We start from the raw sequence: 13677 nt of genomic DNA on the forward strand, positions 1-13677 counted from the left end.
ACTTATTACCTACTCATAACGATAACTAAGTTGCAGAATAAGGGCGGGTAAAATCTCGTCCTTAATTAATAGAAAGAGAGGTGTAGAAATGCCGTATATTGATAGCACACCTGCACTTTCCCCTTATAAGGTTTGTGAAGGTAACTTACAACACGGTTTTATGGATTTACTGATTAAACACGGCTGGACCAAAGTAGTAGAGTTTAAAAAAGCTGTAACAGGGTCTTATTATGTTACAGATCATCCTTTAGAAGGGAGGCATGATGAAAAATTTACAGTTGCCAATCATATTATTCTACGTAATGCACGAGGTGATTTGTTTGGTTTTGCTGTAGTTGCAGATTGGAAGGAGTTTACTGCTCATGATAAAGGGATTCCATATTACAATGCTTTTAAATCAACAGCTACTGAAAAAGAGGCCCTTATTAACTATATGGCCAAAGAATTTGAAAAAAGAAAAGTAAATACATCTCTTTATTTTTATATGTTGGAAAAATTACCAGATGTAAAAGAGGGAGATAAATTATTTACCCCATGGGGAACGGGATCTAGTGCAGATGAAAAACGACTTCAAATGGCTTTAGATATTGAAGTTACACAAATTGATTTTAAATCTACAAGTGCTGGTTCAGAATTTGTAAAACAAGCGAATCCTGTTGTGATGCAGTCGCCTATTGTAGAGTCATCTCTACGTTCACCATTACTTGAAAATATTGATTACCCTTATATGCATACAAATTGGTGGGTTGATTCGGAAATTAATATTAAAGGACATATTGACAGTAATAGTCTTTTCTTAATTATCCAAACGGATAATACACCAATGTGGGAAAATAATGTCGTACCTATTGTACCGATTTACTTTGGCGATATTGAAGCAATAGATGAAGGTGATCCTGCTATCGCATTATTCGCAGGAACTGTTCCAAAAGGTACTGATACAAATGGCGTTGCTGCTTATAACTTTGATGATATTAAGATTAAAGGTGGGCGTCAAATTATGCCTGTCCTGAAAAAATATCCTTCTAATCCATCTAATGGTGTTGACTCTGTAATGGTGAGTCGTACTAAATTAGGTTCTCGTTATCAAAGTTATTACTTGTCTTGGAATGCACCTGCACAAGATATGCCTCCTAAGCGTGTATCTGAAGTAGGTAATAAACAATACCCACGAGCATGGGAACGAATTAATAATTATCAATTCAATCCTTCACGTTATTCGGATAAAGTACAAACTTCATTTATTTATCTGATTCATCCAGAAGAAGGAGTAAGAGGATATTTAAAGAACTCTGTAGGATTTAATTCAATTAATATGGGATCTAGTGAATTAAGAATTCGTCAAGAGAGTTGTCCAGAAAAGGTTTTTGATGTATATCAGTGTGTCCCAGTTAGTGCAATTTCACCACTAACGAAGCGACCATCCACACAATTTCGACCAATGGGATTAGGGTTGTACAAAGAAGCACTAAATACTTCTAAGAAACCAGCAGCGAATAAGACTCTAGTTAATGTTTCTAACCTAAAAGCTACAAATCCACAAGAAGGAACTGTATTACTTACTTGGACAAATCCGAATGATATGGAGCTCTCAACGGTTACCATCTTCGTAAATGGTATGAAGTATGCAACAGGTGTCACTGAAGTAGAATCATATACTATTAAAAATGTGACAAAAGGAAATGGTGTAAAAATTAAACTAGTTTCTGTAGACATGAAAGGTAATGAATCTGCAGGTATTGAAGTATCTGTGAACGTAATGTAGTAATGCAACTTACATGTTATGAAAGAAAGGTACCTACCTATAATATACATGACATAGAAGAATTGCTATTTATAAAACTAATTAACCTATTATTAAAATAAAATGATGAAGTGGGTGATGAGATGCCATATATTGATTCAACTCCTCAGGATTATCCCTCTAAGTTTGAAGAAGATAACTTGCAGGACGTATTTGCACAAATGTTAATTGATAACGGTTGGACGTTAGTGAGGAACTTTTATAAAGCTGCGGTAGATACTAGGGCGTACAATCGCCGAACGGATCAAGTCAATTATGCAATTGCAAGACATACCATTTTTAGAAATGCAGATGGGAAATTGCTAGGTTTTGCGACAATTAGCCAATTCCCTCTTAAGTACAAGTATGAAAAAAAACAGCCTATTCGTAGACCTCACGATGATACCGATCCTAATGATCCTAACTTTAAAATGAAGCCTACTTGGGATGAATGGATTAAACAAAAGTATGTAGATAATACAACAAGAACAAACTTGTATTTCTATATGTTAGAGAAGTTACCAAACTCTAATCTTGTTAAAGAAGATGGTATTGTTTCTATCGTTACTATGCCAGGTATGGGTGGTACATCCTTTGAGCAAGACAGAGATAGGGATAGAGATGACTGGTCTAAGTGGTGGTATGAGTATTTTGAAGGAAACTACCATGTAGAAGATAGAGACTACGATCCAGAAGACTTAATTTATGAAGAAAAATTATTATCAGCTTCTCCTTTCCATGTAATACGTTCAGCACTAGATATTGAAGTGTTAGAAACACGTTGGGATACTGATATGCAAGAAGCGGTAATTGAAAAAGCTGATCCTCGTGTAATGCAGTCACCAATTGTTAAGACTACATTGCGCGCTGAATTTTTAGAGCATATAAACGATCCTTTATGGCATACGAACTGGTGGACAGATTCAGAAGTTCGTGTCAAAGGTCATATTGATAGCACAACATTTTTCCTAGTTCTTCAAGCTGATACAGCCCCTGTTTGGGAGAAGAATTTGGTTCCGACTATACCGCTATATTTCGGTAAAGTAAATTCTTTAGATGGAGATAAAGATGAAGGCTATGCATTATTTTCAGGAACTATTCCACCTGTAAAACGTGTGGATTCAACTAGAAAAGAAACTACATTTTCTTGGCGGAAAATTATGCCTGGAGATACAATCCTTTATGTCAATGATGCAACGAAATTACCTGAGGCACCAGCGTTGTTAACGATTAATGGTACAGAGGTAGTTAAACTAATTGAGAAAAAAGGTAACTATTTAACTGTTGAACGTGCGCAACTAGGAACATTCATGCGTGCACCTTATTGGGACACAGGTGCGACAATTGCTCGTCTATCGACTAACAACGCTAGCAAACGAGTGAAGAATGAAGATGTAGTATCTTTATTTGATTTTGATGATCCTGGCGCAACTGTTGGTGAAACAATTTATCCTTTACTTAAATTGTATCCACATCATTCTTCAAATGGTGTAGATTCTGTAATGGTTTCCCGTTCAAGATTTGGTGCACGTTATCAGGCTCACTATCTCTCATGGAACGCACCTTCGAACCAGCTACCACCAAATAGAGTAGATGAAATTGGTAAGAAATATCCGAGAGCATATAATCCTGTTGAAAAAACTAACAATTATAAATATCAATTTAATACTTCCCGATACTCAGATAAAGTACACTCCTCTCGAATTTATGTAGTTCATCCTGAAGAGGGTGTGAGGGGGTATTTAGATAAAGCAATTGGTTTTAACTCACAAGGAATGAGTGCAACGAACTTACGTGTTGCAAAACAAAACTGTCCGGAAAAAGTTTATGAAATGTATAAACCACATAGTATAGGTGCGGTATCTCCTCTAACGAAGCTACCTGTTACACCTTTCCGTCCTGTAGGTTTGGGGATTTATTCTGAGGACTTTAATCCAAATGAAGTTCCTCACGACATTAAGAATGATAAAACTCCTCCAGGAGAAGTGAAGATTACTAAAGTATTAAGTCCAATATCACAGACTATTGATGTAGAATTTGAACTTCCTACAGATAAGGATTTAAAGCATGTCAATATCTACTTAGATGGTAAGATCTATGCTACTGGAATTACTGGAACAACTTATTACAGATTAATGGGATTAAACACAGGATTTAAACCTGAGATCAAAATTACTACGGTGGATTCAGCCGGTAACGAATCTGTAGGTATTACTGCAACACCTATAGAGGTTTCTTAATAAATATAGAAGGGGTGACCAATATGTCATTAATTAATACAGATGGATTTTTCGATGTAGATTTGTCCGTGCAACTTCTACCTTTAGATTTAGAGAAGTTGTTTAATGCGGGAGGATGGAGTACTTTAGGGAAATACCGTGCGGTATCGCCTTTAACAGATGCAAATGGAAAGAAGGATTCATACCGAAAAACTTTTGCTGAAACTTTTCTATTTGAATCGAAAGGTAGCGATAAACAACATCGCTACTTTGGATTCACCACAGGTTATGGTGGAAATGTGAGAAAGCTTGGAGAGGAACCTGTAATTTCAAAAGATACATTTTTAGGTGAAATGAAGGATGTAACTCCTAGTGGGGCCAAAAAAACAAAGACAGTATTTGAATTTATGGTTAAACCAGTTATTCCTTCTAGTGTAATTTTATATCGTGAAGATGGTTCAATGATTGACCAAGCTACAACAAAGTATTTAATAGATGGAGAGAAAGGGACTGTAACATTCAATGATAGTCAAGTAGGTAAGGTTCTTTCTACATACTCGCTTACAGATAATGCTCCAGATCTAGTAAAACGCTTATGGTTCTTTACGTTTGAAGGATTTATCCCTACTCGATTTATTTTACGTTCTGAACGCCCTGACTTGGCTGAGCTAGAAGACAAAAAAGGTGGAGTATTTAGCTTTAAAATTAAGAAAGGGAACCAACGTATCCGCGAGAATTCATATAAGTTCTATGATAAATTAACTGGAACAGTACCCCTTGATTCCGCTGATTATACTGTGGACCATGAGGCCGGTACAGTAACGTTTTCAGGAGGAACTGAGCCGTTAGCATTATTCGCTGACTATGAATTAGAATATGTAAAAGATGCAAACGGTAGTTATGGAGATATTGAAGTAAATAAGTTTAATCCGCAAGTTCCAACAGAACTTATGGGGGCCGCTTATGATGCAGTTCGCTTTGTTTATCCTTCATTACCAACAGCCGTATCGTTTATTCCGCAAAATGATATCGGTTTAGGATGGGGACGAGATTCTCAAGTTTATTATTGGGGAAATATTACAAAGGACCGTATCGTTTCTTACTTCCGTTTAGATCCTGCGCCGGATCCTGAAAGTACGTTCTTTGCACCATTATATATTGGACGTCTATCGACAATTGGTAAGACTCCTCGAATGAATAATGTAATTATTGGTGGAGCTCGTTCTGATGATGAGATTCAATATAAAGCGGGCATGAAATTAGGACGTAGTGTAGTTGACTATGGTGTAAATACATCTAATGGTAATAGTTCTGTACTTGTACAGCGAACTGTTGGCGGGGCAATGTATCAAAAACATTACTTAGCATTTATTACTCATGATGCTGACGTAGATCCAAGCCATGAGTCTCGTTTTAATCCGTCTGTATATTCTAATAAATATCACATTTCGCCAATGTATATTGTTCATCCTTCTGATGGTTATGTGGGTAGACTAGATGAAGTTTATGCAATTCATCCAAAAAATATCTCACAATTAGATGAACTAGAAGTAAAAGAACGATCTGAAAACGAGCAAGTAGGTACAGGAGATGGAGCAATCAAAGAGTTTCATTTATTCCATAGACCTACAATCGATGATGAATTTGAAGTTCGCTTAGTAAGTTCAACTGGATGTAATACGTTAACTAAAGCGAATTATGTTGAATATAAAGCAGATACACCTCCAGCTGCTGGGAAATTTACAGTAGATGGTTCTACCAAACGATTAATTTTGGGTGATGCTCCAAAAGATCGCGTAGAAGTGATTGTTTCTTATAATTACGCCCAAACATATCGTTACACTTTAGCAGATACACCTAGAACACCTTTCCGTTTAGCGAACATGACTCCATATGCTCCTATTGGACTTGGTTTCTTAAAAGAAAATTTATAATAACCGCAACTAAGTCATGACTTGTACCGAATACTACGGTGCAAGTCTTACTTTGTCGAAAGGTGGGTGGTGGAAAATGAGTAACAGTAAGCATTATTTACTCAGTTTCACTACCCTTTTTTATAATAAAAAGGGATATGTATTCAGGTTCAATCGTCATCAAAATGTACCTAATCTAGATGTTGTCCCATTGGCTTTTGATCCTTGGAATAGGTATAGTGCGTTAGCTTTAGATGATATGAAAATGGGTACAAAAGTGAAACGAGCGGCTGGTGCGATGCACTCTGTATTAGCTGATTACAAAACTATATTTGAAGGCTCCAATTTAAATTTAGAAAAAGGTAGTCTTATTTATATAGCGGAGGTAGGAGAAGCATTAACTAGAGGGGATAAAAGTGCACGACAAGGGGATTTAATAGAAATAACAGAGAATAAGGATTTTTACGCTTATTTTGGAGAAGTTATTAGTCAAATTAATACAAATCTAGTTAAGAAACTAAACAAATATGACTTGAAATCTAGTAAAAAGTCGATGATTCATACAGAAACTCCATTTGAATATAAAAGTAGTAATAAGAGGGTTTATAGTGAAAGGAATTCATATGATTTCGGCTTTTTGAAAGAGTTAATTGGAGAAAATATTAGTTTAGAACTACTCGAGTTATTACCGAGTTTTGGTCATAATCAAGTAAAAGAATTAGCAGATGTATTATTTAAAAGTGGGCAAATTAATACGGAAGAAAGATTGCTAACCTTACAATATGGCGAGAAAGTTGTAGAAATAGCAAAAGCCAATTTTTTAAAAGTGGTTTTGAATGCTCTCTATAGCCAATTGGATAAGGGGAACAAATTAAGTGAATTTGGGAAAGAGCCCAATAAGATTGAGAACTTTAAAGCTATTTTTACAAGTTATCCTGATGAAGGAATATTAAAAGGAAAAGATACACCAATTCAAGGCGTTCTGAATTTAGGAGATATAGGTGAATCCTATAAAGGAATTTTAGGTTTTCTGCAAAAGCATGAAATGAGTAATGGAAATAAGCTGTTATCAAGTAAGGTTGCAAATACTGAAACAGGATCTTTAATTGCATTAGAAGGAAACGTTTCTCAGGATAGTAGAGGGAATTATCATTTATATGGATTAGTCCCATTTGATGTATATGAGGCGTATATTGAACCTAAAATTTACGAGGGTGTGTCTCATATAGCTACATTAAGTGAAGCGAGTGAAGTCTATAGATTAATGAATCAGAAAGCTTCATTAGATGAAACACGAAACGTACATGATGTAATTATTCAGGGTTTAGGTGCAGGTAAGAATATTTCAGACGGAAGAGTAGATTCAATGACAGTACCAAGGGCAAATGTGAATTATACTTTGAATGATTTTAGTCAGTACATTGGTAGTACCTCTTTCAAGTCTGTAAAACAGCTAATTCATAGAATGGAAGATAGTAAATCTTATCAGTATACGAAGAATAGTGAGAAATTTATCATTGCAGATAAGTATAAAAATGTTCAAAATAATTTATCAGGATTCGAATTAGGTCAGGTTTACCATTCTGGTTCTGAGTCACTGGATATGGAAAAAACACAAAGCAAATCATTTAAGTATGGATTTGAAGATTCAGTATTAAATAGTAATTTTAGTAGTCATTATCAAGCGAATGTTACTACTTTATTGGATAGCACAGAATTTATTCGTGAAGCAGAAAAGTTAAATCTACTTAGTGGAGATAGAAATTACCAAGTTGGTGAAAAGATTGTTATAAATTCCGGTGAAACATTCCAGATTCAAAATGACCATTTGAATAATTTAGAGAATGGTGCTAATCGTTTTGCTTTTAAAGGGGAATTAATAGCTACAGAACAGGCCTTTAGCAATGAGGATATGATAGATGTTGAACTTAACGAGTTAAATACAATGCAAACTCACTCTTTATTAAAGGACGCTAAAATAGATGGTTTTTCTTCAAGTGTGTTGGAACAATGTGAAGATGTAGTGGTTACACATGTAGTAAAAAAGAGTGAAAAGAAAAAAACAAATGAAACAAAAATTGAACAAAATATTTCTGTTAAAAATAGTGTAGCTGATTATGAGATAACTATAGAAAATGAAATTAAGTATCATCTAGATAAAGAATTTGACACATTTATTTCAACAACTACCTTAAGTGATCAAAGAGAAATCGTAGTTGATATTTCGAATGACTATGGAGATTTTGGGGAGATAGAGAAGAATTTAGAACTTTATGTAGAAGAACAAAGTGTAGTAAATAAACCCGAAAAGAACATGGAAATTCAGCAAGACACACTAATCAATTCAAAACTTGAAAAGATATTTGAATCTTATATTCAAGATAGTAATGTAGTAAATCAATTGAAACAAGAAGAAGAAATAAATTTAGTGAATTTTTTAGATGCTAAAAGTGAAAAGGTATTGAATGCTGATGTATCAACCAACATGATAGCAGATGATATACAGAGAGAAGAAAAAGCTCATGTTGATAATCTAATTGGATTGGAATTAGAAAATATAGTTGAAACCTATATTCAAAATAACGATTCAGCAGCGCTTGCAGAACGAGAAGAAGAGCTCAATGAAATATATCTAATTGATGCTGTTCTAGATAATACTAGAGACTTGTATTTATTAGATAGTAGTAGAGCGAATCAAACTGATCATAAAGAACAGGTATATATTGAGAAGTTAGTTAGTTCGAAGCATGAAAAGATATTAGAAACGTATGTGCAAAGCGGTAATATGGCAGAACAAAATGAAATTAGAAAAGAAACGCTAGAGACGTATGTACAAAATATTAATAAAGCAAAACGAATGAACGAAGAAGAACTACATGTCGAGAAGCTACTAAGCACTAATTTTGAAAAAACGTTAGAAACGTATGCGCAAAGTGGTGAGATAGCAGAACAAATTGAATACGAAGAAGAAACAGCTGTAGAAAAACTGTTAGGCATGAATCTGGAAGAAACGCTAGAAATGCATGTGCAAAGTATGGATAGATTGGATCAATTACAACGTGAAGAAGAACTACATGTCGATAAACCACTAAGTATGAATTTGGAGAAAACACTAGAAACGTATGTGCAAAGTGGTGAGATAGCAGAACAAATCGAAAGCGAAGAAGAAACAACAGTAGAGAAATTGTTAGGCATGAATCTGGAAGAAACGTTAGAAATGCATGTGCAAAGTATGGATAGATTAGACCAATTACAACGTGAAGAAGAACTGCATGTCGATAAACCGCTAAGTATGAATTTGGAGAAAACACTAGAAACGTATGTGCAAAATGGTGAGATAGCAGACCAAATTGAACGCAAAGAAGAATTACACGTCGATAAATTACTAGATATGAATCTGGAAGATACGCTAGAAGTGTATATGCAAAGTGACGATAGAGCATTTCAAAATCTTCGTGAAGAGGAAAATTACCTCATTAATCTAAGTACAGCAAAATCTGATGGGATAATTGATAGTGTTGTCTATAAGGAAAATACAATGTCAAATATGGCTGAAAAAGACAATGGTATTTTATTGGATTATGTATCAGAAGGTATAGTAGGAGAGACTTATGAAACGTTAATAGAAGAGGTAGAACCCTTAATTATTCATAAAGAATATGAAACAATGATACAAGATGTAGAAAGCGCATTAAGTGGAAGTGAAATCCACGTTGCAGTAGAAAAAAAACATTTAGCTCATCTGTTTAACATATTTGATATTGAAATGAACAATCAAGTTCTAACCAATGTAGGGAAAGAAAAGGATGCTACCATTGAAGATACAGTTTCAGGTAATCAAACAAATGAAATTGGAGTTGTAGTTACTGATGGGGCTCTTATGAGTTTGGGGGATACTTATGAGTCAATTATTGATCCTACTATTAAAGGTGAAATGGGTGCAACTATAGACACTGTAGTTATAGATGCGAATTTAGCAGATCACCATGCATCAAATGAAGTGGATATTGCAACAATTGAATTCGTAAATAGTGGTAATGATAGAGAAACAACATTAGAAGAAATAGAGTTTGCAGGTTCAAAAAGTAATTTCGAAACTACTATAAATCACTATGATTTTGCGAGTAATAGTCAAGAAACAGATTCAATTATAAACAATAATGAAATGGCAATTTCGGGAATTCATGTAGATACAAAGGTAGAAGAAAGTACCCTAGCAGAATGTAATGTATTCTTAGATGTTATCGAAGAACAATTTGATAAAACAATATTACGTAAAAATAGAAAAATGACAATAGAAGATGAAATGCAAACAGAACAGGTAAATAAGAAGAAAATAAGGATTTTCCAAGAAGAAGAGGGAAGTTCAAGTAATGAAACTATAATGATACTGGATGAAGAAGAACAGATAAACATTAATTCTGCTTCAAATATCACAATAGATAGTGAAACTACAACGAAAAAATTAATATCAAATACAATGTCTATAGAAGATGAGAAATTGTTAAATATTAATAAAGGGAATTATGGATTTATTGATGAAATTGATGAGGGAATGCATTCGAATTCAAATATAATTTCTATAGAAAATGAAATGGATTTAAATATTGAAAGACAGCATGAAATGAATGTAATTGATGAAGATGATACAGGTATAGGATTACCTGAACCAGATAAGCCATGGGATGAAAAAGAAAAGGATAAAGTATGGCTCATTATGGGTAAACCATTCCCTGCATGGAATGGTTGGAATATCAAGAAGACGCGATAGGAGGAAGTTACTATTGAGCATTCATAGGGTTCAGACTGGACTTATTTTTGACGATAATTTTGAAACACTTGATTCACGTTGGATCGTATCCCCTACTGACTCTTATACGTACAGTGATTCTGATAAACAATTAGTACTTAAACACAACTCTACTGATAGAAGTACAAATGCTCTTTTTTCTCTTCCTCAAAATGAAGATGAATTGTTACTACAAGTGCATTCGAACTATACACCAAAATATTTGGGAGATGAAGGTGGACTTGTTATTTGGAAGAATGCTCTTGAGAAAGTTGAGTTTTTGGAAAGTGAAGATAGCATTTATGAGAATACCTATAATATTTGGAGAACAGTAAAAAAACAAAATCTGTGGACCTTTTTTGCAGAGCGAGGAAATGCGTGGGAGCTATTTGACTCAACAATTTGTATCGATCCAGCTATGGCTGGAGTTGTATTAAAAGGGACGCCAAGAGATGGGTATACACCCCTTATTGTAGAAAGGGTTATCTTATGTAAGGGTACAAATATTAGTGTTGGTAATTTAAATAGTTTTTATAAAGTTGAGTTAATTGATTATGAAAGAAATGTTGTAACTACTCAAATAGTTCCAGATGGATATTCAGGTATAGACATCGAATTACCTACCATTCCTTTTAAGGGGAAAATTAGAGTTTACGATAAGAATGAGACAGGTGAGTATGTTTTAATAGATGAACAAAAAGAATATGCTGAAATGTACGGCGGCGATCTGTTTTTAAGAGGTACAAATTTAAAAGTAAAATGGAAAGGCCAAGAGTTAAGTGAAACAAAAGCTACACATTTAGGTGCACTGAAAAGTGACATAATTGAACAAAAATTGACTGTCTTAAACGATACTTCGGGAAATGTAGCAGAGAATATTGAAATTCAGATTGCTGTTTATAAAAAAGAGTTTGGCTGGGAATGGTGTGATCTTGCCACAGACAACAACGGTACTCCTAATCAATATGAAGATACAACAATACGTATCGGAACGTTACATGAAGGAGAATCAAAGGATTTTTGGGTGAGAATTGCTAGGGTCGATACAACCGATCCTGAAAAAATAAAACAACAGATGAGACCTTCACACTTCTTCTTGGAAATAAGAAACGAATAAGGGGTGGCTAAATGGGAACAAGAATGAAGCTCCATAGATATAGTCCTATCACAAAAGATTGGGATGAAATATTACACGTTGTTGATCAGGATTTCGTGAAAACATATGGTACATCAAATCCTATTTTACCAGTTGGTCATACTTATGAACCAAATAAAGGGCTATTAAAAGTGTATTATAATGGCCGGCGTTTACTAAGCGGAGTTGATTATATTGAGCTGGATGATTATCACATCCATTTAGGTGTAGGTTCAAAAAATGAAGAGCGTTCTATACAGCTACAAATTGGTGATGAGGTGTACATAGAAGTCTATAAAAACCAATATTGTAGTAGGGGGCAAGCTACTATTAGTGGAACGCAATTTTATGACTTACAAAAGGAAATATATGATGCTCGGCAATTCAGAGAGAGTGATAAACCTCATATTTCGTTAGATGCACGTTTAGATGAAATACAACGCCAGTTAGAATTGGTGTACGGTGGAAATTCAAGTGTAGATATAGACTATGAATATAATGAAAGAGGTCAAATTATTCGTGAAATTATCACGGGAGATCATACTATTATTCGAGAGTTTACGTATTATGAGAACGAGGCACCTATGGTCAAGGGTGAATTGAAAACAGAGACTGTATATTATACAGATGGTCTTGGAAGTCTATCTCAACAGGTTACAAGGGAATTTTCATATGATCCTGCAACTAGAAGACTATTAAAGACAACAGTACGAGGGGATAGCTAAGTCTATCCCTTTGTTAATTTCCAATGGAAAGTTCTTATAATGACAGTGCATACCTCGATTTATAAGGAGGATAAATTTATGGATTTTATTGCTTACAATAGAGCACATCTCAATAACAGGCGTATACGGAAGCTTGACGATAAAGTGATGGTATTTGTTGTGCCATCTATTGTACAAGTAGGTATTGTTCGTACAGAATTACGTTTCCCTTATGAGGGAGAGTTAATTGATGCATATGTAACGTGCGGCACAATGGGAGAATCAAAAACGTGTATCGACATTGAAAGATGCAGTCAAAGTTCATATGATACAACACCTATTTGGCATAGCATTCTTGCTGATGAACTTGTTATTGATGGGAAGAGCAAATCTAATCGTACGTCCTCTACACCATATTCTTTTAAACCGTCACAACTAGCTGTTAATCGTGATGATCACTTTAGAATCAATATCAAAGAGGTAGGTAAGGGCGTAAAGGATATTACTGTAGAGTTGGTAGTTGAATTAGCTCTCGAAGAATAATAAATAATTCATCACAACTTTATAAAGAGATGTAGCGATAATTAAAGTGTAAATAAAAATTAGGAGGTCATTTATATGCCAGCACCACAAGTGAATTGGAGAAAACAAGACAACTCAGGAGCTGTACCGTCTTGGAATATTGGGACCATTGATGCAGGAACACCTTCCTCTGATTTTGGAGTATTAATTTGGAATAACTTTGCGGGAACAACAGATCTATCTACTATGACAAACTGTACTATTACGACAAAAGATAGTGCAGGTGGTAACACAGGTGAATTGGTAACAAATAAATGGGTCGAGGTGACTGTTGCATCCGCAGGCGAAACGGGTCGTACACCTATTGGAGGTAATTCTACTCATCCAATCCAGGCGGGAGGAAATTCAACGAATACTGATGGTACGTTTTCTCCAAATGCAAATGAAATTTTAGGTGTTAAAAATGATGGTAATAAAACGAATGCAAAAGGTAACTATGCAGAAGTTATCCTTCGTGCCAATGTTCCAGGTAACGCGACAGCAGGAAACGTAGCATTCTTAACACGTGTTGCATATCAGTACGTATAAAAAATAGTTACTTCAATGCAATGA

At 34.7% G+C, this 13677-nt stretch carries 8 protein-coding genes; all 8 read left to right on the plus strand.

The window, feature by feature from the left end; translation table 11 throughout:
• Window positions 1-88: 88 nt before the first annotated feature.
• Complete coding sequence (locus DN404_RS21885) at window positions 89-1765, plus strand: hypothetical protein (RefSeq protein WP_149215457.1); 1677 nt, start codon at window positions 89-91, stop codon at window positions 1763-1765.
• Between the two features lie 122 nt (window positions 1766-1887).
• The gene (locus DN404_RS21890) at window positions 1888-4023 is read left to right on the plus strand and encodes a hypothetical protein (RefSeq protein ID WP_001146342.1); all 2136 of its coding nucleotides are present in this window, start codon (window positions 1888-1890) and stop codon (window positions 4021-4023) included.
• Between the two features lie 23 nt (window positions 4024-4046).
• Complete coding sequence (locus tag DN404_RS21895; RefSeq protein WP_046392581.1) at window positions 4047-5936, plus strand: hypothetical protein; 1890 nt, start codon at window positions 4047-4049, stop codon at window positions 5934-5936.
• 76 nt (window positions 5937-6012) lie between these two features.
• Window positions 6013-10686 (plus strand): ring-infected erythrocyte surface antigen domain-containing protein, encoded by a 4674-nt coding sequence (locus DN404_RS21900; protein ID WP_149215458.1) that lies wholly within the window; start codon window positions 6013-6015, stop codon window positions 10684-10686.
• Between the two features lie 13 nt (window positions 10687-10699).
• Complete coding sequence (locus DN404_RS21905) at window positions 10700-11821, plus strand: hypothetical protein (protein ID WP_118415632.1); 1122 nt, start codon at window positions 10700-10702, stop codon at window positions 11819-11821.
• A gap of 11 nt (window positions 11822-11832) precedes the next feature.
• On the plus strand, window positions 11833-12564 hold the full coding sequence (locus tag DN404_RS21910) for a hypothetical protein (protein ID WP_006916873.1): 732 nt from the start codon (window positions 11833-11835) through the stop codon (window positions 12562-12564).
• A 78-nt stretch (window positions 12565-12642) separates the two neighbouring features.
• On the plus strand, window positions 12643-13086 hold the full coding sequence (locus DN404_RS21915) for a hypothetical protein (protein WP_006916875.1): 444 nt from the start codon (window positions 12643-12645) through the stop codon (window positions 13084-13086).
• 75 nt (window positions 13087-13161) lie between these two features.
• A complete protein-coding gene (locus DN404_RS21920) occupies window positions 13162-13653 on the plus strand; it encodes a hypothetical protein (RefSeq protein ID WP_149215459.1) in 492 nt (163 codons plus the stop codon).
• The last annotated feature ends 24 nt before the right edge of the window (window positions 13654-13677 follow it).

The organism is Bacillus sp. TE8-1 (genome assembly GCF_008368855.1).
Lineage (GTDB): Bacteria > Bacillota > Bacilli > Bacillales > Bacillaceae_G > Bacillus_A > Bacillus_A cereus.

Coding starts and splice junctions, on each gene's coding strand:
- DN404_RS21910 (WP_006916873.1), top strand. CDS start 11,833: ATGGGAACAAGAATGAAGCTCCATAGATATAGTCCTATCACAAAAGAT.
- DN404_RS21920 (WP_149215459.1), top strand. CDS start 13,162: ATGCCAGCACCACAAGTGAATTGGAGAAAACAAGACAACTCAGGAGCT.
- DN404_RS21900 (WP_149215458.1), top strand. CDS start 6,013: ATGAGTAACAGTAAGCATTATTTACTCAGTTTCACTACCCTTTTTTAT.
- DN404_RS21890 (WP_001146342.1), top strand. CDS start 1,888: ATGCCATATATTGATTCAACTCCTCAGGATTATCCCTCTAAGTTTGAA.
- DN404_RS21885 (WP_149215457.1), top strand. CDS start 89: ATGCCGTATATTGATAGCACACCTGCACTTTCCCCTTATAAGGTTTGT.
- DN404_RS21895 (WP_046392581.1), top strand. CDS start 4,047: ATGTCATTAATTAATACAGATGGATTTTTCGATGTAGATTTGTCCGTG.
- DN404_RS21915 (WP_006916875.1), top strand. CDS start 12,643: ATGGATTTTATTGCTTACAATAGAGCACATCTCAATAACAGGCGTATA.